Source organism: Clostridium taeniosporum (assembly GCF_001735765.2).
Taxonomy (GTDB): Bacteria; Bacillota; Clostridia; order Clostridiales; family Clostridiaceae; genus Clostridium; species Clostridium taeniosporum.
In genome coordinates this window covers 79990-105518 of the sequence record NZ_CP017253.2, presented here as the reverse complement: position 1 = coordinate 105518, position 25529 = coordinate 79990, and the positions used below count along the sequence as shown (strand labels likewise).

Sequence of the window (25529 nt, the reverse complement as noted above, 5' to 3'; positions counted from 1 at the left end):
ACACTTATTATAATAGAATAAATACATTTTCGTGTCAAATAATAAAAATTTAAAGATGTACTATATAAAATTTCAATTAGATATAGTACACCTTTTTATTAAGAAATTTTATTTAAAGACATAGATTTAAGTACTTCTTTAATCTCTGATAAAGATTTATCCATACTTGCTTCAACAGCTGCTGTAATTACCCCTTCAACTAAAGGAGCATCTATAATTTCTACGTTTCCTCTAATATCATCATCTAAAAATTCTATAGCCATTTCTGTATTCATAAATGCGCTACCCAAATCAAATAATACAAGTACACCACTATCACTATACACAGATTCTATTGCATTAGTTATTTTAGAAATATCTGTACCAATCCTTCCGTCTCCAGTCCCACCTGCATCTACTATTGAAACTTCTGGTGCCATTTGAAGAGCTACTTCTTTAACACCTTTAGCTATAAAACTACTATGTGACACTATTACTATCCCAACCATAATTAATTCTCCTCTTTAGTTAATTCTTCTGCTATAGTATTTAAAATCAAATACATTGAAGTTGCACCAGCATCAATATGTCCTATACTTCTTTCTCCTACATAACTTGCTCTTCCTTTAGTAGCAATTATATCCTTTGTATGTTCCATACCCTTTTTAGCTGCTTCTTGTATTTGAAGTAATGTTTCTTTAGCAGATTTATTTTCTTCTATAGACTTCTTAGCTACTTCTATTGATGGTGATAAAGTATCAATCATTGTTTTTTCATCTTCTTGACCTTTACCCCTCATTTTTATTCCACCTAAAGCTTCTTCTAAAACTTTAATAAAATCATTTATATCCATTTCATTCTTTTTATTTACCACCATAGCAGCTTTCATAAAAGCAGTTCCATATAAAGGTCCTGATGCGCCTCCTACATTAGAAACTAAAGCCATACCAGAATTTTTAAATATATTTCCCAGGTCATCATCTGGTAAATCTTTTATTTTTTCAACAACAGCCTTAAATCCCTTACTCATATTTAAACCATGATCCCCATCACCTATAGCCGCATCTAACTCACTTAAATACAGTTTATTTTCTTCTATAACTTTTCCTATTTCTATTATAATATTTTTCACTTCTTTTACTGTTACCATAATTAACCCTCCTCTAATATAATGCTACTAAATAACCTTAAGTCCTGGAGTATTAGCTTTTGCATCAAGTAATTCTTTAAGCTCACTATCAAGTTTTAATACTGAAACAGAACATCCTGCCATTTCTAATGAAGTCATAAATTCACCTACAAAAGTTTTATGAATACTTATTCCTTTATCTTTCAATAATTGATTTATCTTTTTATTTACTATATATAATTCCATATATGGTGTTGAACCTAAACCATTTATCATAACAGCTACCTCATCACCACTTAAAATTTCTATATCATCTAATATCTTACTTAATAAATGTTCTGCAACATCATCAGCAGTTGAAATCTTTTCTCTATGAGTACCTGGTTCTCCATGAATACCCATACCAATTTCTATTTCATCTTCTCCTAAAGTAAAATTGGCTTTTCCTGCTGCTGGTACTATACAAGATGATAAAGACATTCCCATACTTCTAACATTTTTGATTACTTTTTCTGCTATACCTTTTACTTCTTCTAAATTTCCTCCAGCTTCTGCCTTGGCTCCAGCTATTTTATGAACAAATACTGTTCCAGCAATGCCTCTTCTTCCCGCAGTATATAAACTATTTTCAACTGCAACATCATCATCAACTATTACTTCTTCTACATTTATACCTTCCATTTCTGCCATTTCCTTTGCCATTTCAAAGTTCATAACATCTCCAGTATAATTTTTTATAACAAGAAGAACTCCATTTCCATTATCTGTTGCCTTAATAGCTTCATATACTTGATCTGGTGTTGGTGAAGTAAATACTTCTCCACAAACTGCACCGTCTAACATTCCGAAGCCAACATATCCTCCATGTGCTGGCTCATGTCCACTACCGCCACCACTTACTATTGCGACTTTATTTTCTGCCTTTTCACTTCTTACTAGTACATTTGCATTATCCAATTTTTTTAAATACTCTGGATGTGCTGCCACAATACCTTCTAGCATATCTGATAAAACATTATCTGGATTATTTATTAACTTCTTCATTATTAAAAGCCTCCTAAAATATATGATTTTAGGCCTTGCTAGAAGTTGTCTAGCAAGACCTTAATTTTATTTTAATTTTTATAATAACTATTTAATTAAATAATTGCTTGCCATAAGAAAGCACCTATTAAACCACCAACTATTGGAGCTACTACTGGAATCCAAGAATATCCCCAATCAGAATCTCTTTTATCTGGTACAGGTAAAATAGCATGTGCTATTCTTGGTGATAAATCTCTACAAGGATTAATAGCATATCCTGTAGGACCACCCAAACTTAAACCGATTACAAATATTAGTCCACCAACACATACTGTGTTAAGTCCTGGTGCCATTTGAACAGCACCTAATCCTAATATACCAAATACTAACATAAATGTTCCAATAACCTCGCCAACAAAGTTTATACCTGTGTTTCTGATTGCTGGTGCTGTACAGAATACTCCTAATTTACCATCTTTATCATCAGTTGCTTTGAATTGATCATAATACATAATAAATACTAATATAGCTCCTAAAAATGCTCCTAAAAATTCACCTGCAAAGTATTCCGGAACTGCTGACCATGGAATAGTTCCAATTGCTGCAAGAGCTACTGTTAATGCTGGATTAAAGTGTGCTCCACTATATCCTCCAAATATTAGTGCAGGAATAGCAACAGCTAGTGCCCAACCAGTTGTAATAACTATCCAACCTGATGCTGTACCCTTTGAATCTTTTAAAACAACGTTTGCAACAACGCCATCTCCTAGAAGGATAAGTAACATTGACCCTATTAATTCAGACATAAAAATTGACATAAATAATACCTCCCATTTTATAAATTATTTATTTACATTAATATTTAATAGCAATAATTGTGCCAAAATATCAAATTATTATATTTAGGACAAATAGTACCTTTTCACAATATTTCATTTTTAGATATATTGGTGTTTTCTTATCTTCTTGGTTAAAAATACCAAGTGAAAACGTTTATATTGAGCTTTTTTACCAATATAGTATATCTATTTCTGTAATATCTATTTTAAATATATAAAATCATTTATATCATTATTTTTATATCATTGAATTTAATAATTATAGACTAATAATATTATAATATACAAATTATTATATATACGATTATTGGGAAATTGTTACAATATCTTTACAATCTCAATACATTTATTATTTTTATATTGGAGTTCATTTTTTCTAAATACAGGTTTTATAAAGATTTATAACTTTAATTTTAAAGTAATTTATTGTACTAAAAAGATGATTAAAGACTTAAAACATCTCTAACCATCTTTTCATAATTTATATGTCTCTTTTATACCCTCTTATTTATCCAGTTAACCACATCATTAATAACTTCATCTTTATTAATCTCATTTAATAATTCATGCCTTGCTTTTGAATATATTTTTGAATCAACGTCATTAATTCCTGCCTTTTTATATTTTTCGCTAGCTACTTTAATGCCTTCTCCATATCCACTTGTTGGATCATCTCCACCAGTTATAAAGAATACAGCTAAATCTTTTCTTATCTTATTAATTTCTTCTTGGTTGTATATATTAAACCCTGAAGAAAATTCATAATAATATCCTACCGTTTGAGGTTTTCCACAAAATGGATCATTAATATATTTGTCCACCTCTTTTTCATCTCTTGTAAGCCAATCAAAATCTGTTCTTTTAGGCTGAAATCTCTCATTAAAGTCTCCAAATGCTAAATTCATCAAATTAAAATCAACGTAATCAGATCCATTTTTAAGCATAGACTTTTTTGATTCATCACATAATTCATTTACCCTGTCAATAAAATATACTGGACCACATAAAATAACACCTTTTATCTCATTATTATTATATTTTTGAATAAATTCTCTTGTTATTACAGTTCCCATGCTATGTGCAAATATAAATATCGGTACATTTTCATTTTCTATTTTTACTATTTCCAAAAGAGCTTCCATATCATCTACAGTGCTATTAAATCCATTTTCATCTAAATGAACCACATCTTCTCTCACTGCTGTTTTCCCATGTGCTCTTTAATCATGTGCATAAACTGCAAAACCATTATTAGCCAAAATTTCATTAAATCCTTTATACCTTCCAGCATGTTCTCCTAAACCATGACAAACTATAACTGCACCTTTTAAACAAACATCTTCATTTAAAAATTTTCTTACATATATACTTATTCCGTCATCTCTTTTCATTTCAAAGTTAGATTCTTTAATTCCCATAAATAACTCCCCCTAAATAAATTTAATTATTAATAAATATAGAACTTAATTTTTATTTTAAATATATAACTTCTAATTTATCTAATTAACTTTTAATTAGAAGCAATTTTCATTCCAATTATTTTCTTCTCCAATTTATAGTTTTTTCAATCCCAAATTCCTTAGCTTTAGATGCTATTGTTTTATGATTTAATCCTAATACTTTTCCTGCTGCATTAAAACTTCCATATTTTCTTAAAGCTTTTTCTATTATCATCTTTTCATAAGCCTTCATTGGTAATACTTCATCTGAATTTTGAATGATATTTAAAATTTCATTTTTAGAAGAATTTAAAATATTATTGTCAGTAAATACTTTAATATTATTTTTATTTTCTTTTTTTACTTCTTCTTTTATATATAATGGTATATCTTTAATTGTAATAACATCACTTTCATTTAATGCGATTATTCTCTCTATTACATTTTCTAGTTCCCTAACGTTTCCATTCCATGAATAACTCATAAAAATATTCATTACATCTTTTGAAAATTGTTTGTGTTCTCCTTTTTTTTGAAATTTATTAATAAAATGATTTACTAATATTGGAATATCATCTATCCTCTCCTTTAAAGAAGGAATTGATATAGGAATAACATTTAATCTATAATACAAATCTTCTCTAAAATCACCCGATTTAACCATCTCTTCTAAATTTCTATGAGTAGCTGCAATAATTCTAACATCTACTTTTATAGTTTCTTCTCCACCAACTCGTTGAAATTCCTTATATTGTAATACCCTTAAAATTTTAGCTTGAGTATTTCTATTCATTTCACCTATTTCATCAAGAAATATTGTACCATTATTAGCCAATTCAAATTTTCCTAATTTTCTCTTTATTGCGCCTGTAAAGGATCCCTTTTCATGTCCAAACAATTCACTTTCTATTAAATTTTCTGGTATAGCTGCACAGTTAACGCGTATAAAAGGTCCTTTTTTGCGTTCACTTGCATTATGAATACCTTCAGCAATTAATTCCTTACCAGTACCGCTTTTTCCTCTTATAAGTACTGTTGCAGAACTCCTTGCTGACTTAGTGGCTAAAATTAAAACCTCTAAAATCTTATTACTTTTTCCTATAAATTTATTAAATGCATTATTTGTATTGTTTTTATTAGTTATCTTACCATCATCTGATTTATTGTTAATGACCAAGCCATAAGTATTATATACATTTATATTATTTAAACTATTGTCTTTATTAATATAATTTTGAAATAAAGCTTGTATATTTTTAAATACTAATTCTAAATCATTATTTCCATCTATTATTAAAGTTAATTCTTTTACTTTCGATATATTTAAAAGTATATAACCTAATATTATTGTAGCTGGAATTTCACCCTTTTCTTTAATATCGAGAAGTATTTTAACATTATATATTTCTTCTAAAGCAAAAAAATTTCTTATAATAGACACTATTGCTTTAAAATTTAAATACTTATTACCATTATTAATTTTTATTTCTCTAACAATTCTCATGCATACACCTCTCATCTATAAGTAATACTAGTTATATTATTTTGAAAATAAAAATACTCTTATGCTATAATAATTACACAATAGGAGGGATTAATATTTGAAAAATTTTAAACTTCCCAAGATAGGGCTAAGGAACTTAAAAACTGCATTAGCTGTTTCTTTATGCATGTTTATATTTGAATTTTTTCATCGTCAAGATTCATTTTATGCATGTATAGCCGCTGTTGTTTGTATGAAAGATACTGTATCTAACTCTTTTACAATGGGTAAAAACAGGTTAATAGGTACTTTCTTAGGTGGATTAATTGGACTATTTGTCATATTTGCAAGTATTCAAATTCCTTTTTTATACAATATAACTCCTATTACTACTGGTCTTGGAATAATCTTTTCAATATACATATGTACATTATTAAATAAACCTGGATCAGTAATTATATGTTGTATAGTATTTATAAGTATTATGGTAAATCATCCTTCTGGACCTGGTTCTTACATATATGCTGTAACACGATGTATGGATACTACAGTTGGAATAGTTGTTGCTGTTGTTATAAATAAGTTTATACATCCTCCAAAAGAAAAACATAAAAAATAATATTGAATTATATAAGGCATATGAAAATAAATAACAAGTCAAAGATACAACTAATATTTTGTGAAATACAATAACTTGGGTTCTGATAATAGTTGTGCTATTAGTAGGTTCCAAGGAAGAAGTAGTTCACAAAATAAACTATCATACTGACTAGTTATTTATTTGAATGTGCCTAAAAAACTGCTAAATTAACAGTTTCTTTTTTAATTATTTAAATTTATATTTCCCTAGTTGCATTTTTAAGAAAATTCTTTTCTTCTTCATTTAAATGAGGACTTAATTTCTTATAAGTCTCTTTATGATAATTGTTTAACCATTTTCTCTCTGCATCTGTCAATAATGTTTTATCTATCCCCTCTAAATCTATTGGACAATATGACATTACTTCAAATTTATAAAATTCTCCACCTTCTTCAGTTTCAATATCCTTAACTACTAGCATTACATTTTCAGTACGTATTCCATGTTTTCCTTCTTTATATACTCCTGGTTCATTTGTTAATATCATTCCTGGTTCTAAAATTACAGTATTAGGAACTGGTCTTATTGATTGTGGTCCTTCATGAACACTTAAGAAAAATCCTACACCATGTCCTGTTCCACATTTATAATCTATACCTTCATCCCATAAAATAGTTCTTGCTAATATATCTAAATTTGAACCTGTTGTTCCTTTTAAAAATTTTGCTTTCATAAGATTTATATGAGATTTTAAAACTAAAGTAAAGTCTTTCTTTTCTTCATCTGTTAACTTTCCTAATATAAAACTTCTAGTTATATCTGTAGTTCCATCAAAATATTGTCCACCAGAATCAACTAAAAGAATTCCTTCTGGTTTCAATTCATAAGCACTTTCTTTTGTAGCTGAATAATGCATCATAGCAGCATGATCTTTATATCCAGCAATTGTTCCAAAACTTTCTTCTACAAAAAGATCACCTTTACTTCTAAGTTCTAATAACTTATCAGCTACAGTAAGTTCTGTTATATTTTCTTTTCCTACATTTTCTTTAAGCCACTTTAATAATCTAACCATAGCTACGCCATCTTTTATTTGGCAATTTCTAAGATTCTCTATTTCAACACCATTTTTTATGGCTTTTAGTTTTGTTGTTATATTTTCCTCTTCAATTATTTTTACATTACTATTTATTAATGTAAAAATATATCCACTTACCTTATTTGAATCTACTATAACACTATCTTCTACCTGCTTGGTATCATCAAATATTTTATTATATTCTTCTACTTCAATTCCTTGTTTATTTAACTCTATTTCATCTTCATTTGATAGTTTATCTTTATCTATATATAATGTAGCTTTTTTTTCATTTATTATTGCATAAGCTAATGCAACAGGAGTATCTTTTACATCATTTCCTCTTATATTATAAAGCCAAGCAATATCATCTAATGAAGATATTATATATGAAGATCCACCCATTTTTTTCATTTCAGCTCTAACTTCTTGAATTTTTTCTTTTGCTGATTTTCCACAATATTTTATATCATGTAAAAAAACCTTTTCTTTAGGTAGTTGTGGCTTATTACTCCAAATTTCTTGAATTAGATCTTTATCCATAACTATATTTATATCTTTTTTATTCTTTATATTTTTAAATTCTTTATATTCCTTTATAGAAAATAATCTTCCATCAAATCCTAAGGTTTCTCCAGATTTCATATTATCCATTAACCATTCAGTTAAAGTTGGCCATCCTGGTATTCTCATTTTATATAATTCAATTCCTGAATCCTTTAATTGTTTTTCAGCTTGAATAAAATACCTACCATCAGTCCATAAAATTCCTTTTTCTTTTCCTATTAATGCAGTTCCTGCTGATCCTGTAAACCCTGTTATATAAGCTCTTGATTTAAAGTGTTCAGATACATATTCACTTTGATGAAAATCACTACTAGGAATCACATAGTAGTCTATGTTTTCTTTTTTCATTATTTCTCTTAATTTTTCTAGCTTTTCAGAAGTTCTCATATAATTCATTACCTTTCTTTTTTATAATTTACCCTTTTTATTTATAGAGCAAAGTGGATACTCCACTCTATACTAATATTTACTTAAATCTAGATTTTATCAAGTTTTTAAGCTTTAAAAACCATATATTTCCTCAAAAATAAAAATAGGATATCAACTATTATTGATATCCTATTAATTATATCATAATTTAAATAAATCCTTTATTGGAAATATTATTGTTTTAATTGAAAATCCTATAAAATTCTATTCATTAAAATTTTCTACTGGTTTTCCTACAAAATAAACCAAACCTATTATTGCTAATATAGCAATAGGTAATACTATCCATATAGGTAATCCAAGTCCTACTGGTATATATCCAAATAATATTGTTATTGCTGCTACTGATAATGAATATGGTAATTGAGTTTTAACATGTTCTATATGATCACATCCTGCCCCCATTGAAGACATTATTGTTGTATCTGATATTGGTGAACAATGATCTCCAAATATGGCTCCAGTAAGAACTGCACTAGCACTCATAACTACATATCCCATTTCTGGTGAAATTGAATATGAAAGTGGAATTGCAAGTGGCATTAAAATTCCCATAGTTCCATAAGCTGTTCCTGTTGCAAATGATATTACAGCACCTAAAACAAATATTATACTTGGTAATAAAAATCCTGGAACTGTACTTGATAACTTACTTACTAAAAATGCAGCTGTACCAAGTTCTTTAATTACTGATCCTAAAGACCATGCAAGAATTAAAATAACTCCAGTTATTATAAGACCTTTCATTCCATGTATCCAATTATCTATTGCTTCTGATAATGTAAATATTTTTTTACTTACTGCCATTAATATAGCTACTATAGAAGCAAATAAAGCTGATTGGAATAATGCTACAGCTGCATCTGAAGCTGCAAAAGCTTCTCTTATCGCAGCAAATGACGCTGGTGAAGTACTCATAATATTTATCAAAGTTTGATCTTCGCCGCCCATTATTGTTGTATAACCACTATAATAAAAACTTGCAAGAGCGGAAATAATTAAAGCTCCTATTGGAATAATAGCATTCCAAATACTTAATTTTACTCCTTCTTTTACTTTGATTTCATCTTCCATTTCTTTATCTAAAGCAACTTCTTTATTAAAAGACTCTCCTTGTCTTGCTTTAATTTCTGCTTTTCTCATTGGACCAAAATCTCTTAACATTAAAGAGCTTGCAACAACAAATACTAAAATTAATATATTGTAAAATCTATATGGAATTGTACTTAAAAATACTCCAAATGCATCTACTTGTTGTCCTAAACTTGCAAAACCATCTCTTATAAGTCCTAATTCTAAACCAATCCATGTTGATATTATTGCAATTCCTGCTACCGGAGCTGCTGTTGCATCAATTATAAATGCTAATCTTTGTCTAGAAATCTTCATTTTATCTGCTACTGGTTTCATTATTGGACCAACTATTAGTGAATTTGCATAATCATCAAAAAATACAAAAATACCAAGTAACCAAGTAATTATTTGAGTACTTACAGGACTTTTAGCTTTTTTTGCTAAAGCTTCTGCAATAGCCCTTGCTCCACCCATTCTACTAACTAAACTAATTACTCCTCCAATAGCCATAACTTGAAGTACTATCCCTGCATTCCATGGATCAGCTAAAGAATTTAATGCTCTTTGAACAAAATCTAAGAAAGCTTGAATAAGTGCATAAAATGGATTTCCTCCAGATAAATTTAATAAAAAAGATCCAGATAAAATTCCTATAAACAGTGATATTACAACATCCTTAGTTATAAATGCTAATATTATAGCTACAAGTGGTGGTAATATAGTAAACCATCCAAATTTAGTTGAATTAATTACTGAAGGATCTACCTCTTCAGCAAAAGCAACTGTTGATGTCATAAAAAACATCATAAATGTTAATAAAAATACATGATACTTATTAATTTTTTTCATTTTACATCCTCCCATTTGTTTTGTGAACATCTGCTGAGGCTGACTATAAATAAAAAAACCTTAAGTGATTAACACTCAAGGTTTAACAATAGTCAAATAGACTTTAAAAAACTTCATGAATGATAGCTCACCACAAACCAATTTGTGACAGTCTTATACATATTCTGCATAAGCCCAGCTCTATAACCTTAAAACATCAGTTATAAGCTTCGGCAAAATTTCCTTTCTTACTACGTCATCGTGCTTACCTCAATAATAATACTCTTAAATTTTGCGCCTCTACCTCTTTTAAATATTCACTTTATTTATAATCCATTATACAGCATATTAAAAATTTTTCAAATATTATTTTTTATTTTTTATATTAAAATACCAATATTTTATCATGTTTATTAAAAGTATTAATGCAAAAATAATTGAAATACTATATCCCACAATACCAATTAATGACACCCCATTGTATTTAGGGCCTACATTTTTACTTATTACTAATGATGATCCTATAATCAATGCTGCTACTAATAAACCTGTTATTATTCTATTTATCATTTTATTCAATTCTTGAAATATATATTCCTTATCTTCAACTACAAATTGAAATTTACTTTCTCCTAAAGACATTTTAGTTAATAATTCTAACATTTTAGATGGTATCCTAATTCCATCTCTTCCAAAAGAATATAATGATACTAATAGTTCTTCACTTGTTAGAGTATCAAATATTATATCCTTATTTTTTTCTTTTATAAAAGATACTATAACATCTATAATTTCTAGTTCTGGATCTATTTCAACTATTACACCTTCAAGTATTATTATTCCTCTTATTAGAGATACTAATTCCCTTGGTAATTGTAAATTGTTTTCTCTTGTTAAATGAAATATTTCTTGTACTAATACAGATATTTTTATATTTTTTATTGATGTAGTTAAATATGTATCAAACATATATGATACCCCATCATATAGGTGCATTCTATTTACTTTACCTTTTTTTATTGAAACTGCTAATATACATTCTATTAATTTTTCTTTATCTCTAGTTGCTATTGCTAACATCATTGAATTTAAATTTTTTTTAGTTCCCTCATTTAATTGACCTACAATACCAAAGTCAATAAAGCAAATTTTCCCACAACTTATTAGTAGATTTCCTGGATGAGGATCTCCATGAAAAAATCCATCTTTAAAAATTTGTTTACAATAAGATAGTGCTAATTTTTTTGCAATATCTTTATGGTTATATCCATTATTTTTAATTTGCTTCAAATCATTTATCTTAAAACCATCTATTTTCTCTAATACTAATACTTTATTACTTAACAATCCTTTTACAACATAAGGTGTATAAATAGAAATTACATTTTTATTATTATTTCTAAACTTTTCAACATTTTTTCCTTCTAAAATAAAATCTAATTCCTCTTCAGCCGTTATTTTTATTTCTTGTAAAGCTTCTATAGGATCAATTGGTAGTTTTATCTTTGTTTTTGTAAGTTTAAATATTCTCATTATAATAGCTATATCCAAATGTATTTCTTCATATATATTAGGTCTTTGTATTTTTACAACTACATTCCTACCATCTTTTAATACACCTTTATAAACTTGTGCTATAGATGCAGAAGCTATTGGAAATTTATCAATATATTTAAAATATTCTTCTAAAGAGATTTTTAAAGAATTTTCTAATACAGATTTCATTATAGTAAAATCTTCTTGTGGTGCAGAATCTTGCAATTTTACTAATTCATCTATATATTCTTTTGGAAGTATATCTGGCCTTGTACTCATTATTTGGCCTAACTTTATAAATGTTGGTCCAAGTTCTTCAAAGGCATTTCTTAAGTTAGCAGGAGATTTTTTATCTTCAGCTTTTTTGCTATCAAATATATATCCGAAACCATAACTTGCAAAAACTTTTATTATTTTTTTTAATCTTTCAGAAGATTGTTTAGTCACATACCTTCTCCTCCTTAGAAGAATAAAGCACATTCAAATAAATAACTAATCAGTATATTAGTTTATTTTGTGAACTACTTCTTCTTTGGAACCTATTAATAGCACAACTATTAGCAGAATCCAAGTCATTGTATTTCACAAAATATACGTTGCATCTTTGACTTGTTATTTATTTTTATATGCCTAATTTCTTATTTTTAAAATTACTTGTCTCTTAATTTTTCTTCTATGTTATCTACTCTTTGTTTTAACTCATTGAATTCTTCTTTTGTAATAAAGTCAAACTTTTTAAATATATCATATATATCATCTTTTGTAATAGGTTTGATTTCATTAATTTTTTCATTAGCAAATATTTTTACATTTTCCTTTTTCTCTTTTATCTCTCTTTTCAACTCTTCTGAAAGCTCTTTGCCTTCCTCCATTGTTACTTTTCCTTTTTCAACTAATGTATTTATAACTTCATTAGCTTTTTCATAAGTCATAGTTGTAGCTCCAACCATAGCAATGAATAAATTTCTAGCTTCTTTAATCATCAAAAATCATCTCCTAAAATTTGTTTTTAATATATATTATTAAATTACTCTACTAATGGGAATTAATATTAATTAAATGTTATTACATATTTTTTTATAAATATTATTTAATTAGAAATAAATTAACCATAAATACAGCCATTATTATTGCTACTAAATCAGCAAAAATAGCTGACCACAATGTATGTCTTATTTTCTTTACTTTTACAGCACCAAAGTAAACCGTAATTGTATAAAAAATAGTTTCAGTTGTCCCCATTATAACTGATGAAATTAATCCTATTTTTGTATCAGGTCCAAAACTTTTTATTATATCTGTAAAGACTCCAATGGCACCACTACCTGAAAGTGGTTTAATAATTATTAATGGTATTATTTCTTTAGGTAATCCTATTAAATTTCCTATTGGCGCAATTAAATTATTTAAAACCTCTAATAAATTGGATTCTTTAAAAATTTGAACTGCTATAATCATAGCTAATAATGCTGGGAATATTCTTAAACATACATTTAGTCCTTCTTTTGCACCTTCTATAAACCATTCATAGACTTTACGACCTTCTATCATCCCATAGGTTATAATCAATAAAAAAATTATAGGAATTATACTTTTACTTAAATAATTGAGCATATCTTATTAGCCTCCTTAAAAATATTTCTGTAATATTTTGGCACATATTATTCCTACTGTTGCGGCTGTTGCCGTAGATATTAAGGCAGGAATTATAATAACCCCAGGATTAGCTGAATTACATGCTGCTCTTATAGATATAATTGTTGAAGGTACTATTTGAATACATGCTGCATTTAAAACTAAAAAAAGCACCATATCATTAGATGCCCTTTCCTTCTTATCATTTAACCTATCCATTTCTTCCATAGCTTTGATTCCAAAAGGTGTTGCGGCATTAGAAAGCCCCATCATATTTGCTGTAAGATTCATAACTATTGCACCTAAGGCTTTTTCATCTTTGGCTGCATCTTTAAAAATAAGTTTTAAGAGAGGCTTTAATAATCTAGATATTTTTTCTGTTAATCCACTTTTCTCTGCAACCCTCATTACTCCACACCAAAAACACATAATTCCTGTAAGTTCAATTATAAAAGTAACTGTTGAACCTGATGAATTAACTATTGATTTAGAAATTATATCTCCATTACCACTTATTAATCCAATCAAAATTCCAAAAAAAATCATAGCAAACCAAATATAATTAATCATATTTTCCTCCAAAATGTAATTCTTCTTTACATATATATGCCTTGCACTTATTTTTTAGTAGTGATAGGATATATGTATTCAATATAAATTGACTTAAAGGAGAAACTTTATGAAAGAAGAAAACTTAAAAATAGTACAACAAGATATAGAAGTTGCATTAAAGACTGTACAAGATATGGAAAAATCTCTTAATGAAAATGCTAGTTCAAAGAAACAAATAAAAGAGAAATTTATGCAATTATCTGAAACTGTTCAAAACTTAGAAAATATTTTAAAAAATGAAGGTATAATATAAAAATAAAATCCCACACCTTAAAATTAAGATGTGGGATTATTTTAATCTAAGCTTCTACTATCTGAGTATGATTTTGTTTAATTAAATCTTTTTTTAAATTATTATTATATCTTAAAAATACTATTAAAGTTATTAATGATGAAATTAAATCAGAAGCTGATCCTGCAACCCATACTCCTGTCAATCCAATAAATTTTGGAATTATTATTAAAAATGGTATTAAAATTATCACTTGTCTTAATAAACTTAAAAACATTGAAACTTTTACTTTACCTATTGACTGGAAGTAATTTGTTATTACTATTTGTGCTCCTATTAGTGGTAACATAACTAAAAATATTCTCATTCCTGATACACCAATTCTTAAGAGCTCTGGATCTCTATTAAATATTGAGATTAACAATTCAGGAATTGTTTCTACAACTATAAATCCTATTATTACTATTATAGTAGCTACTATTGTTGTATATTTTAATGTCTTTTTAGCTCTATCATATTTTTTAGCTCCAAAATTATAACCTACAATTGGTTGCATGCCTTGATTCAATCCAAAAATAGGCATTAAAAATATCATAACTAAACTATTTATTATTGTCATAGCTCCAATTGCAGCATCTCCTCCATACGTTTGAAGAGAATTATTTGAAACGACTTGTACTGCACATTGAGCAACTTGCATACTAAATGGACTCATACCAATTAAAAATATACTAGCAACAACTTCCTTATTTAACTTTAGATATTTTCTTCTTATTTTAAGTACACCCTTGCCTTTAGTAAAGTAATATAAAATCCATATAGTTGATACTATTTGAGAAATTACCGTAGAAATTGCTGCACCTGCTACTCCAAGATTTAAGCTAAATATAAATATAGGATCTAATATTATATTCGTAATTGCTCCTATCAACATTGAAAGCATTGCAATTTTAGGGCTTCCATCACTTCTTATAGAATGATTTAAACCAAAACCAATCATATTAAATATCGTTCCAATAAATATTATTCTAATATAATCAACTGCATAACCTATAGTGTTTGTACTTGCTCCAAACATACTTAGAAGTGGACGCATAAAAACTAATCCTACTACAGTTAAAAATATACTTATTAAAATTATTAATGTAAAAGCATTTCCTAAGTGATGTTCTGCACTTTCTTTATCATGCTCACCTAATTTAATTGATATTCTTGTAGCTGTCCCTATTCCGACTAACATACCAAATGCTAGAACAATTGTCATAATAGGCAATGTTATCCCGACTCCAGTTATGGCTAAATTACCTATTTCAGGAATATTACCAATGTAAATTCTATCAATTATATTATATAAAGTAATTACTAGCATTCCAACAATAGCTGGTATTGAAAATTCTAATAATAATTTTCCTATTCCTATTTCGCCTAATCTCTTTTGATTATTCAATAAAACCCCTCCTTTTTTTCAATAATTTATATAGTCCCTATAATTCGTATAATTAGAATACTAATTATTCTAACATTTCACAAAAAATTTTACAATTCATGATTTTACACCAATTACATTCATTTAAACTCAATATAAACATTTAACTCAACTTATTAATTAATTCTTTAAGTTTTTCATATGTAATATTATAATATGTTTCTACATCATTTTGATTTTTATCCTTTACGACTATCATTGGAACTCTAGTAACATTATATTTATCTATAATGTTTTTTTGTTCATCAGTAGTCACATAATCTAAGCTTATATGTACTAAATTAAAATTAATTTCATTCTTTAATTCTTTTAACATTATTTCATATTCTAAGCTTTCTTCTTTATTTATTAAGCCTTTGAAAAATATAACTGTAGGCTTAGATTTATCTATATCATCAAGTGATTTAACATACTCTAATCTATAGCTAAATTGTTCTTCTTGCGTTTTGGTATTCATTTTATTTATAAAAATAACTGATAATAAAACAATTATTATTATAAAAACTAAAATGAAAATTCTTTTCTTCATTCATTTAGCCTCCCCCTTTATACATAATACTTCTAGAAACTCTATTTATTATGTAAAAATCATATCAGTTTTTTTAATAAATTACTATATTTACTTTTTAATAAATATAATAATTTGCTAAATATAAATTTACATATAAAAATAAGATACAGTAAAAGTAAATAATACTTTTATTGCATCTTATTATATAATACACATTTTATCTTAAATTGTACTATCTCTTTCAACTAGCTCATGTTCTAAAACATAATGTGCTGTTTCTAATTCATTACCATTTAATATTTTTATTAACATTCTCATAGCAACTGATCCCATATCATATGTTGGTTGAGAAATAGTTGTTATCTTTGGATAGAAAATAGAAGCTGCATAATTATCATTAAATCCTACAACACTAACATCTTTAGGAACTTCATATCCTTTTTCTCTTAATCTATTTATTGCACCCATAGCTATTTCATCTGATGCACATACAATTCCATCAAACTTCTTATTTTTTTCTACAAAATGATCAATAGCTTCATATCCTGTTTTTACCTTTACTGTATCTAAATATACTAAATCTTGATCTAATTCAATACCTTCTTCTTTTAAAGCTTCTTCGTATCCTATGTATCTGTCACTCCAAGCATTCATATGATTCTTTTCAGTTCCTATAAATGCAATATTTTTAAGACCTTTTTCTAATAAACATTTTGTACTATCATAACTTCCTTTAATATTATCTATTGTAACACTAGGTAGTCTACTTTCTTTATCTTTAGTTTCAACAAGAACAGTTTTTAGATTTAATTCATTAATTAATTCTAAAATTTCCTCTTCAAGTGAACTACTCATATAAAGTACTCCATCTACCATTTTTTCTTTAAGAACTCTTAAATATTCTTTTTCTTTTTCTATATCTAAATCTGAATTACATAAGATTACATTATAATCATATATATTAGAAACATCTTCTGCCCCTCTTACGATTTCTGGGTAAAGTTGATTTGATACATCAGGTAATAATATCCCTATAGTTTTTGTTTTTTGTGTTTTTAAACTTCTAGCTATTATATTAGGTCTATATCCTAATAATTTTATCGCGTCTAATACTTTCTTTTTAGTGTCTTCATTAACTACATCTATATCATTTAACACTCTAGAAACTGTTGCTATTGAAACTCCTGCTTCTTTTGCAACGTCCTTAATAGAAGCTGCCATAACCATTTCCTCCTTTATATTTCAAAGTAATTATATAAAACTATTATTTATTAATAAAAGGCTAGAGTCAAAAGTATAACTTAGATTCTAGCCCATTAAATGTATTATTACTTAACAACCTCAACTGTCATATCTAAGTTTTCACCATTTATAATAGTTTGTGCATAATCACAAGTTTCATTATAAACAATATCGGTAGTTAAAGTTTCTTTCTTTATTGTTTCTGAGAACTTTTCAATTACACCTAATAATAAATCATTATTAGCTACGTAAAGCTTTATCTTATCAGCTACTTCAAAACCTTTATCTTTTCTCATGTTTTGGATCTTAGAAATAATTTCTCTTACATGACCTTCTTCTCTCAACTCTTCTGTAATATGAGTATCAAGAACAACCCCAAATTCACCTTCACCTGCAAAAGCATATCCTTCTAAGCCTTGCATAGTTACAAGAATATTTTCTGAATTTAATTCTATTTCTGTTCCATTAACATTTATAACTTCAACATCGCCGCCTTTAATCTTTTGAGCTAATTCCATTTGATTTTTAGCAGCAATTTCTTTTCTTATTCCAGGTATTAACTTACCATAAGTTTTACCTAGTACAGGTAGATTTGGTTTTAATTCAAAGTTAACATGTTCTGAAAGATCTGCACCAAACTTAATTTCCTTAATATTTAACTCATTAGTTATAATATCACCATAATATTCAGGAAGTGATGCTACAGAAACTAATATTTCTGAAAGTGGCTGTCTATTCTTAATATTAGCACCATTTCTAGCACTTCTACCAAGTTTAACTATTGTATAAGCTAAATCCATTTCCTTTTCTAGTTCTTTATTTATAGCAGTTTCATCAACTTGTGGCCATCTAGTTAAATGAATACTTTCTTCTACTGTCTTATCTAAATTAACTACTAAGTTTTGATAAATTTCTTCTGTTACAAATGGTACGAATGGTGCTGCAACTTTTGCTAAAGTAACAAGAACTCTATATAAAGTTACATATGCTCCAATTTTATCATCAGTAATAGTTTCAGTCCAATATCTAGATCTGTTTCTTCTTACATACCAGTTAGATAATTCATCAGTGAATTCTTCAATACTTAATGCTGCTGATGTTATATCATAATCATTTAATTTTTCATCAACATTTTTAATTAATGTATTTAACTTAGACATTATCCATTTATCCATTATATTTTCAGATTTAAAATCAGCATAATTTAGTGGATTGAATGAATCTATATCTGCATATAATACATAGAATGAATATACATTCCATAAAGTACTTAAGAATTTTCTTTGAGATTCTCCTACATCATCAGTTGAGAATCTAGTTGGAAGCCATGGAGCACTTGCAGTATAGAAATGCCATCTTGTAGCATCTGCACCTTGAGAACCCAATACTTCAAATGGATCTACAACATTCCCCTTTGATTTTGACATCTTTAAGCCCTTCTTATCCAGAACATGACCTAAAACAATACAGTTTTCAAATGGATTTCTATCAAATACAGCAGTTGAAATCGCTAATAATGTATAGAACCAACCTCTTGTTTGGTCAACAGCTTCTGATATAAATTGAGCTGGGTAATTTTCTTCAAATAATTCTTTATTTTCAAACGGATAGTGTAATTGAGCAAATGGCATTGATCCTGAATCAAACCAACAATCAATAACTTCTCTAGTTCTTGTCATTTCCTTAGCACAATGAGGACATTTCAAATGTACATTATCTATATAAGGTTTATGAAGTTCAATATCTTCTGGTACATTAATTCCTTTTTCCTTAAGCTCTGCAATGCTTCCTATACATTCTTTGTGTCCACATTCACATTCCCAAATTGGAAGTGGTGTTCCCCAGTATCTATCTCTTGAAATACCCCAATCAATAACATTTTCTAGGAACTTTCCGAATCTTCCTGTTCTAATGTTATCAGGATACCAGTTAATTTTATTATTATTCTCTAAAAGTTTATCTCTTAGAGAAGTCATTCTTACAAACCAGCTTTCTTTTGGATAGTAAAGAAGTGGTGTATCACATCTCCAACAATGTGGATATGAGTGAAGATGTCTTTCAGCTTTAAATAACTTATTATTTTCTTCAAGCCATTTACAAATGCTTTCATCACACTTCTTAACAAACTTACCTGCCCATGGAGTAACTTCTTCTACAAATTTACCTTCTTTATCAACTAAATTAATGAAAGTTATTCCATTTGCTTTAGCAACTAAGCTATCATCTTCACCATAAGCTGGTGCTATATGAACTATACCAGTACCATCTGTTAATGTTACATAATCACCATGAATTATTTCAAATGCTTTTCCTTCAACTTTACCAAAAGGCATTAGTTGTTCATATTTAGTTCCAAGAAGTTCTGATCCATTAAATTCTTTAACTATTTCATATTCTTCTCCAAGTACTTTATCCGCTAAATCTTTAGCTATTATATAAACTTCTTCTTCTACCTTTGCCTCAATGTATGTATAAGCTTTATTTATACAAAGAGCTAAATTTGATGGTAATGTCCAAGGTGTTGTTGTCCAAGCTAATATAAACTTATTTTCTTCTCCTACTACTTTAAACTTAGCAATAGCAGTTAAATCCTTAACATCTTTATATCCTTGTGCAACTTCATGAGATGAAAGAGCTGTTCCACATCTTGGGCAATAAGGCATTACCTTATGTCCTTCATATAAAAGTTCTTTATCCCACATTTGTTTTAAAGCCCACCATACTGATTCAATATATGGATTATGGTAAGTTACATATGGATGCTCCATATCTACCCAATAACCAATTTGTTCAGTCATCTTTTCCCACATGCTAACATATGTAAACACGCTATCTTTACATTCTTTAACGAACTTTTCAACACCATATTCTTCTATTTGTTCTTTTCCTGAAATTCCAAGTTTCTTTTCTATTTCAAGTTCAACTGGAAGACCATGAGTATCCCAACCTGCTTTTCTTATTACTCTATAACCTTTCATAACTTTATATCTTGGAATTATATCTTTCATAACTCTTGTTAATATATGACCAACATGAGGCTTTCCGTTTGCTGTTGGAGGGCCATCATAAAAAGTAAAATATTCACCATCTTGATTTGAATCAAAACTCTTTTTTATAACGTTTCTTTCATTCCAAAGCTTTGCTATATCTTTTTCCATATTTACAAAACCTCTTGAAGAATCAACCTTTTTGTACATTCTGTTTTCCCCTTTCATAGCTTAATAAATTTTCATATATTTTAATTTAATATAAAAAAAACTTCATCCCACAGGACGAAGTTAAAATCGCAAACCACCTAAGGTTAACACTTTCATAAATAGTGTTTAGTTCAAGTACAAACATACTCTATCCTTTAACGCAGGCAACGTGATAACTTAATAAGCTACAGCTTTTCAGTTTCCAACTCCTAGGTGATTTTCTCTTAGCTTCCCTATAGCTTTGCACCAACCAGCTATTCTCTTAAAGTTAAGTCTAAGTTACTTTTCCTAATCATAGTTTTTTCTTTTATTGTAACATTATATATTAACCATATTTAAATGTCAATTGATGCATTTAAAGTTATTGTAAATATTTTATAGATATTGTATTGAGAGTCAGATTGATGCTTATTACTATTATTTACATTATTAAATCCACTATTCATATTTTTCTATTTTATACGCTTATTTGTACTTTTTGTATTATTCCTAAATACCAAATTTGCCATTGCAAATACCGTTATAGGTACAGTCCATACAATACCTAAGCTACCTGAAAATGCAGTTATTATTTCTGTTGTTATTATTTCCATATTAATTATATTTATATATGGCATTTGTTGAGCATAAAGTAAAAATATCAAACTAAATGCACCACCTGCATAAGCTAATATCAAAGTATTAGACATAGCACCTATTATGTCTTTTCCAACATTCATGCCACTTTTTATAAAATTCCTTTTATTTATATTATTTTTTACCTGTAATATCTCATCCATTGCAGAAGTAATTGAAACACTAACATCCATAATAGCTCCAAGAGATCCTATTATAATTGCTGAAAACATTATATGTTTAAAATTAAGACCTAAACTTGAATTAGTATATGCAATCATTTGAGATTCTGTTTCTGCAAGCCCAGTAATTTTACACATATTCCCTATAAAAACTGCAACTACAGTAGCAATTACTATTCCACCTATGGTTCCTAATACTGATATTATAGTTTTTCTATTAATTCCATTAATAAAAAATAATGAAGATGCTACTGTTACAACACAAACTAAAATAGTTGCTATTAATGGATTAAATCCACTAACTAATATAGGAAGTAGTACTTTTATTATCATAAAACTTGTAAAAGCTAAGGTTAATACTGATTTAACTCCCATTTTTCCACATATTAATACAACTGAAACTATAAATATTCCAATTAAAAGATATAAATAATTTTCTCTAACTATTTCGTATAAATGTATAGAATTTATTTTCCCTTCATCCGAAATTGTATAATTTATCACTATTTCATCATTTTCATTAACTATTATTCTATGCATATCTATTGCTTCTATAGTATTCCTAATTTTATATTTTTCCCCTTTATGTTTACCATCAAGTATAGTAATTTCAAATTCTTGTTTAGTTTGTAACACTGTTTTATCATTATTTAATCTATCTGTATCATCATAAGTTATTTTATCTACTCTAGCTTTTGAAAAAAAATAATGTTCTTCTTCAGCTAATTTATGATTATTAGACTGTATTAATACGAATGAAAATAATCCAAATACCATAATAGCTAAAACTGCTATACATATGTATCTATTTTTATCTATTTTTTTCATAGTTACTCCCACCATTAAAAGATATTTTATTTAAGGCATATGAAAATAAACTAACATACTTACTTAGTTATTTATTGGAATGTGCCTTAATTAAGGAAAGTCATAGAGAGAATATTATTTTCCCTATGACTTCTTTCAATTTAAATTAATTATAAAATTTTTTAATTTAATTCATATGATAATAATTATTTATTTTTTACCATATCCCAAGTTACAGATTTAGAATTATTAGATGTTTGTTCTCCTGAAATTCCAGATAAAGATACTTTTCCACTGTTAATACATTCAACAGCTTTTTTTCTTTGTTCCGAATCCCAATTATTTCCTATAATACTCCAATTATTATCACATTCAGGAGTTATAGTTCCACCTTTTACTTCTTGAATATATTTTCCAATTAAATCTCTTATTCTTCCGTCACCTAAATCTTGAGTTTCTTCTGATTTTCCTACAAGTACAGGAAGTTGTTCTCCGTTTTTAAAGATAACCCCCGGAGCTAATAATTGAGTAGCTCCTCTATAATTATTAACTGTTAAATACATTTCATCTGAATCATTTATCTTACTTCCGTCCATTCTTGTTAAATTAACTATTCTATTTCCTACATCTTTTGAAATATCTACATTGTATTTTATTCCAGCAAACATATCAAAATTATATCCTGGTATGTTTGGATTAAATGAAACTGTTAAATCTCCAGCATTATATTTATTGTAATAAGAAACAGACCATTCCATATACTTCTTAAGTTGACTTCCTGTTATTTTAAGAACATATAATGTATTATCAAACTTGTATATATTAGCAGTGTCACATTTCTTTATAGATCCTTCTAATATGTTTTGTCCATTTTTAAATACTGCTGCTGATGAAACATCTATTTTATGATTCGCTACTTTTTCTCCATAATACATTTGAACCTTATTTATTAAACTAAGCATAGGAGTAGGTTGTATTTTAGCTTGATCTATTCCCTTAACTTCATTTGGAGGAGTTAAATTACCATCTTTTAAAACTCCAATTTGTGTATTTGCATCATCAATTGCAGCTTTATTAAATGGTTTTAATGTATTTATAAGTTCACTATTTGCTTTAACAGCTGTACCATTTTTAGGAGCCATATCATAAAGTTTTGTTATAATATCAGTACCCTTATTAGCTACTATATATTCACCATCTGCATTTTTAGTTAAATCAATGTTTATTTGACCTAAAGTTTGTGCCCATTTATATGCTTCAATTATTACTGTTCCATTAGCTTTGGCTTTTTCATACTCACTCATAGATACTTCAGTAACAACACCATCTTTTGTTGTTGCTGTAACAGTATTATTTTTAGCATTTAAAGAATATGCTTTGTGATCATAATAATAATCTCCTGGAATCTTCACATGAAAATGAGCAGCTACAAAAGCAGTTATTTCTGGACATTCTTCTAATACTTCAATAGCACTTGAACCTGGTTCATCATATTCTCCTGTTATTCCCATATGATCAACAGCTATAATTACATTTATATTTTGTTTTTTAAGTTCTTTAATAGCAGCCTTAGTTTCATCTACTGAATTTGTAATTTTATATCCTTTTAAGTTAGCTGAATCCCATTTTTTTATATTAGGTGTTACCATACCTATTATTCCAACTTTAACACCATTTCTTTCTATTATTGTATATGGTGCTGCAATTCTTGTAGTGCCATCTTTTTCATATACATTACCGCCTAATACAGTACCATTAAATTGTTTCATTATATGCTTTAAAGCAGGTATTCCATAATTAAATTCATGATTTCCTAATGTCATAGTGTCATATCCTATTTTATTCATAGCTAAAATCATAGGATTTACAGAAGTATTTATAAATAATGACTCTGAATTATCTTGTATTATATCACCGGCATCAACCAATATTGTATTAGGATTTTTAGTTCTTAATTCATTAACCTTAGTTGCTATTTGAGTAAGACTTCCTGATTCATTAGGCATATTTATAGCATAATCATATGGTGAAAATCTGCCATGAGTATCAGTAGTTGTTAAGATTTGTAATGTCATATTATCGCCTTTATTTCCTAATTCATTAGTAGAATCATTAATATTTTTTTCTTCTGTTAAATCGATTACTTTATTTTTATCTTTTGTAGTATCTGCGTTAACACTTACTGGTGTAAATAAAGTAAATAACATCATAGATGCTACTATAGCAGATAAAATTTTTTTGTTTTTGAAACGTTTAAACATTTACATTTACCTCCTTACTTTTTTATACAACAATTAAATTCCGTTTAGAATATAATTATATCACATTTTTTACCAACAAAACCATATTGTTGATTTTAGATGCTGTTAATAATATTAAAATAAATTTAATTTTTAATATTACTCAGTACTTATGCCATTATCTTTAACTAATATACTTATATTTTTAAAACTTAATATAATATTTTAATTATATAATAATTTTCTTAATACTTACTTAACTAAATATTTTTCTAAAACTATTTTAATTTTATTTTATATGATAGATAATAATTATCTATTAATATTGACTATCTTAAACTTAAGTGTTTTAATTTAATAAATAACTATTAAATATAAGGAGACGTATATATGGATAACAATTTAAATAAAGATATTTTAGATAAAATAACAAAAACTTGTACTTGTAAAAGTATAACTAGAGCAAAAATTAAAGAAGCTATAATAAATGGTGCTTCAACTTATGAAGACGTAAAAAAAGCTACTGGTGCTGGAACAGGATGCTGCAAAGGAAGAAGGTGTTCAGAAAAAATAAATACTTTAATAAAAGAACTAAGCTAATTTACTATGTTTGAACAAATTCTAATATGTGCTTAAGTGGAACTAAATTGAATGAGTTAACTTAGGAATACTAAAATAATTAAATACTAATTAGACTATTATGTTATAATCATATAGAATATTTAAGAAACAATTATAAACCAGTTTTATTCTGGTTTATAATTGTTTTAGGCTTTATTTTAA

At 27.4% G+C, this 25529-nt stretch carries 20 protein-coding genes, 1 pseudogene, 1 riboswitch and 1 other annotated feature; of the genes and pseudogenes, 3 read left to right on the top strand and 18 right to left on the bottom strand.

Annotation, left to right across the window (positions count from 1 at the left end):
* Positions 1-98: 98 nt before the first annotated feature.
* The 6 genes and pseudogenes from dhaM to BGI42_RS00415 all read right to left on the bottom strand — a co-directional run bounded on the left by dhaM (position 99) and on the right by BGI42_RS00415 (position 5916).
* Positions 99-488, bottom strand: a complete 390-nt coding sequence (gene dhaM, locus BGI42_RS00440; protein WP_069678460.1) for a dihydroxyacetone kinase phosphoryl donor subunit DhaM — start codon at positions 486-488, stop codon at positions 99-101.
* A gap of 2 nt (positions 489-490) precedes the next feature.
* Entirely contained in the window at positions 491-1129 is a 639-nt protein-coding gene (dhaL, locus tag BGI42_RS00435) for a dihydroxyacetone kinase subunit DhaL (protein WP_069678459.1), read from the bottom strand.
* A gap of 27 nt (positions 1130-1156) precedes the next feature.
* Positions 1157-2152 carry a dihydroxyacetone kinase subunit DhaK gene (gene dhaK, locus BGI42_RS00430; protein ID WP_069678458.1) on the bottom strand — a complete coding sequence of 332 codons (996 nt, stop codon included), beginning with the start codon at positions 2150-2152 and terminating at the stop codon, positions 1157-1159.
* A gap of 95 nt (positions 2153-2247) precedes the next feature.
* Positions 2248-2952 carry an MIP/aquaporin family protein gene (locus BGI42_RS00425; protein ID WP_069678457.1) on the bottom strand — a complete coding sequence of 235 codons (705 nt, stop codon included), beginning with the start codon at positions 2950-2952 and terminating at the stop codon, positions 2248-2250.
* Between the two features lie 515 nt (positions 2953-3467).
* A pseudogene (locus BGI42_RS00420) lies at positions 3468-4364 on the bottom strand (alpha/beta fold hydrolase).
* 145 nt (positions 4365-4509) lie between these two features.
* Positions 4510-5916, bottom strand: a complete 1407-nt coding sequence (locus BGI42_RS00415; protein ID WP_069678456.1) for a sigma-54 interaction domain-containing protein — start codon at positions 5914-5916, stop codon at positions 4510-4512.
* Positions 5917-6013: 97 nt separating this feature from the next.
* On the opposite strand from BGI42_RS00415, the gene BGI42_RS00410 reads away from it, so the two are divergent.
* Positions 6014-6514 (top strand): FUSC family protein, encoded by a 501-nt coding sequence (locus tag BGI42_RS00410; RefSeq protein WP_069678455.1) that lies wholly within the window; start codon positions 6014-6016, stop codon positions 6512-6514.
* 217 nt (positions 6515-6731) lie between these two features.
* Here BGI42_RS00410 and BGI42_RS00405 read toward each other — a convergent pair whose 3' ends face one another.
* From BGI42_RS00405 to BGI42_RS00380, 6 genes are all read right to left on the bottom strand, one after another.
* A complete protein-coding gene (locus BGI42_RS00405) occupies positions 6732-8507 on the bottom strand; it encodes an aminopeptidase P family protein (protein ID WP_069678454.1) in 1776 nt (591 codons plus the stop codon).
* A gap of 246 nt (positions 8508-8753) precedes the next feature.
* Positions 8754-10472 (bottom strand): Na+/H+ antiporter NhaC family protein, encoded by a 1719-nt coding sequence (locus tag BGI42_RS00400; RefSeq protein WP_069678453.1) that lies wholly within the window; start codon positions 10470-10472, stop codon positions 8754-8756.
* A 115-nt stretch (positions 10473-10587) separates the two neighbouring features.
* Positions 10588-10762, bottom strand: a riboswitch (Lysine riboswitch).
* A gap of 55 nt (positions 10763-10817) precedes the next feature.
* Positions 10818-12434 carry an ABC1 kinase family protein gene (locus BGI42_RS00395; RefSeq protein ID WP_069678452.1) on the bottom strand — a complete coding sequence of 539 codons (1617 nt, stop codon included), beginning with the start codon at positions 12432-12434 and terminating at the stop codon, positions 10818-10820.
* A gap of 203 nt (positions 12435-12637) precedes the next feature.
* The gene (locus tag BGI42_RS00390) at positions 12638-12970 is read right to left on the bottom strand and encodes a phasin family protein (RefSeq protein WP_069678451.1); all 333 of its coding nucleotides are present in this window, start codon (positions 12968-12970) and stop codon (positions 12638-12640) included.
* Positions 12971-13073: 103 nt separating this feature from the next.
* Positions 13074-13601 carry a nucleoside recognition domain-containing protein gene (locus BGI42_RS00385; protein WP_069678450.1) on the bottom strand — a complete coding sequence of 176 codons (528 nt, stop codon included), beginning with the start codon at positions 13599-13601 and terminating at the stop codon, positions 13074-13076.
* Positions 13602-13616: 15 nt separating this feature from the next.
* A complete protein-coding gene (locus BGI42_RS00380) occupies positions 13617-14192 on the bottom strand; it encodes a nucleoside recognition domain-containing protein (protein WP_069678449.1) in 576 nt (191 codons plus the stop codon).
* A gap of 109 nt (positions 14193-14301) precedes the next feature.
* Between BGI42_RS00380 and BGI42_RS00375 the strand changes: the two genes are divergently transcribed.
* A complete protein-coding gene (locus BGI42_RS00375) occupies positions 14302-14487 on the top strand; it encodes a hypothetical protein (RefSeq protein ID WP_069678448.1) in 186 nt (61 codons plus the stop codon).
* Between the two features lie 46 nt (positions 14488-14533).
* Here the strand turns inward: BGI42_RS00375 and BGI42_RS00370 are convergent, their stop codons facing one another.
* The 6 genes from BGI42_RS00370 to BGI42_RS00345 all read right to left on the bottom strand — a co-directional run bounded on the left by BGI42_RS00370 (position 14534) and on the right by BGI42_RS00345 (position 24767).
* Complete coding sequence (locus BGI42_RS00370; RefSeq protein ID WP_069678447.1) at positions 14534-15913, bottom strand: MATE family efflux transporter; 1380 nt, start codon at positions 15911-15913, stop codon at positions 14534-14536.
* A 142-nt stretch (positions 15914-16055) separates the two neighbouring features.
* Positions 16056-16481 (bottom strand): viral A-type inclusion protein, encoded by a 426-nt coding sequence (locus BGI42_RS00365; protein ID WP_069678446.1) that lies wholly within the window; start codon positions 16479-16481, stop codon positions 16056-16058.
* Between the two features lie 204 nt (positions 16482-16685).
* Positions 16686-17684: a LacI family DNA-binding transcriptional regulator gene (locus BGI42_RS00360; RefSeq protein WP_069678445.1), complete on the bottom strand. Its 999-nt coding sequence runs from the start codon at positions 17682-17684 to the stop codon at positions 16686-16688.
* 107 nt (positions 17685-17791) lie between these two features.
* Positions 17792-20902: an isoleucine--tRNA ligase gene (gene ileS, locus BGI42_RS00355; protein ID WP_069678444.1), complete on the bottom strand. Its 3111-nt coding sequence runs from the start codon at positions 20900-20902 to the stop codon at positions 17792-17794.
* Positions 20903-20970: 68 nt separating this feature from the next.
* Positions 20971-21207 (bottom strand) — a binding site (T-box leader).
* Between the two features lie 147 nt (positions 21208-21354).
* Positions 21355-22527 carry a YibE/F family protein gene (locus BGI42_RS00350; RefSeq protein WP_069678443.1) on the bottom strand — a complete coding sequence of 391 codons (1173 nt, stop codon included), beginning with the start codon at positions 22525-22527 and terminating at the stop codon, positions 21355-21357.
* A gap of 185 nt (positions 22528-22712) precedes the next feature.
* Positions 22713-24767: a 5'-nucleotidase C-terminal domain-containing protein gene (locus tag BGI42_RS00345; protein ID WP_069678442.1), complete on the bottom strand. Its 2055-nt coding sequence runs from the start codon at positions 24765-24767 to the stop codon at positions 22713-22715.
* A 369-nt stretch (positions 24768-25136) separates the two neighbouring features.
* On the opposite strand from BGI42_RS00345, the gene BGI42_RS00340 reads away from it, so the two are divergent.
* Positions 25137-25346 carry a (2Fe-2S)-binding protein gene (locus BGI42_RS00340; RefSeq protein WP_069678441.1) on the top strand — a complete coding sequence of 70 codons (210 nt, stop codon included), beginning with the start codon at positions 25137-25139 and terminating at the stop codon, positions 25344-25346.
* The last annotated feature ends 183 nt before the right edge of the window (positions 25347-25529 follow it).

What these genes read in the sequence shown, in the direction of transcription:
- dhaK (WP_069678458.1), bottom strand. Translation starts at nt 2,152, where the DNA reads ATGAAGAAGTTAATAAATAATCCAGATAATGTTTTATCAGATATGCTA.
- BGI42_RS00425 (WP_069678457.1), bottom strand. Translation starts at nt 2,952, where the DNA reads ATGTCAATTTTTATGTCTGAATTAATAGGGTCAATGTTACTTATCCTT.
- BGI42_RS00400 (WP_069678453.1), bottom strand. Translation starts at nt 10,472, where the DNA reads ATGAAAAAAATTAATAAGTATCATGTATTTTTATTAACATTTATGATG.
- BGI42_RS00350 (WP_069678443.1), bottom strand. Translation starts at nt 22,527, where the DNA reads ATGAAAAAAATAGATAAAAATAGATACATATGTATAGCAGTTTTAGCT.
- BGI42_RS00385 (WP_069678450.1), bottom strand. Translation starts at nt 13,601, where the DNA reads ATGCTCAATTATTTAAGTAAAAGTATAATTCCTATAATTTTTTTATTG.
- BGI42_RS00340 (WP_069678441.1), top strand. Translation starts at nt 25,137, where the DNA reads ATGGATAACAATTTAAATAAAGATATTTTAGATAAAATAACAAAAACT.
- ileS (WP_069678444.1), bottom strand. Translation starts at nt 20,902, where the DNA reads ATGTACAAAAAGGTTGATTCTTCAAGAGGTTTTGTAAATATGGAAAAA.
- BGI42_RS00380 (WP_069678449.1), bottom strand. Translation starts at nt 14,192, where the DNA reads ATGATTAATTATATTTGGTTTGCTATGATTTTTTTTGGAATTTTGATT.
- BGI42_RS00405 (WP_069678454.1), bottom strand. Translation starts at nt 8,507, where the DNA reads ATGAGAACTTCTGAAAAGCTAGAAAAATTAAGAGAAATAATGAAAAAA.
- dhaL (WP_069678459.1), bottom strand. Translation starts at nt 1,129, where the DNA reads ATGGTAACAGTAAAAGAAGTGAAAAATATTATAATAGAAATAGGAAAA.
- BGI42_RS00360 (WP_069678445.1), bottom strand. Translation starts at nt 17,684, where the DNA reads ATGGCAGCTTCTATTAAGGACGTTGCAAAAGAAGCAGGAGTTTCAATA.
- BGI42_RS00415 (WP_069678456.1), bottom strand. Translation starts at nt 5,916, where the DNA reads ATGAGAATTGTTAGAGAAATAAAAATTAATAATGGTAATAAGTATTTA.
- BGI42_RS00365 (WP_069678446.1), bottom strand. Translation starts at nt 16,481, where the DNA reads ATGAAGAAAAGAATTTTCATTTTAGTTTTTATAATAATAATTGTTTTA.
- BGI42_RS00390 (WP_069678451.1), bottom strand. Translation starts at nt 12,970, where the DNA reads ATGATTAAAGAAGCTAGAAATTTATTCATTGCTATGGTTGGAGCTACA.
- BGI42_RS00375 (WP_069678448.1), top strand. Translation starts at nt 14,302, where the DNA reads ATGAAAGAAGAAAACTTAAAAATAGTACAACAAGATATAGAAGTTGCA.
- dhaM (WP_069678460.1), bottom strand. Translation starts at nt 488, where the DNA reads ATGGTTGGGATAGTAATAGTGTCACATAGTAGTTTTATAGCTAAAGGT.
- BGI42_RS00345 (WP_069678442.1), bottom strand. Translation starts at nt 24,767, where the DNA reads ATGTTTAAACGTTTCAAAAACAAAAAAATTTTATCTGCTATAGTAGCA.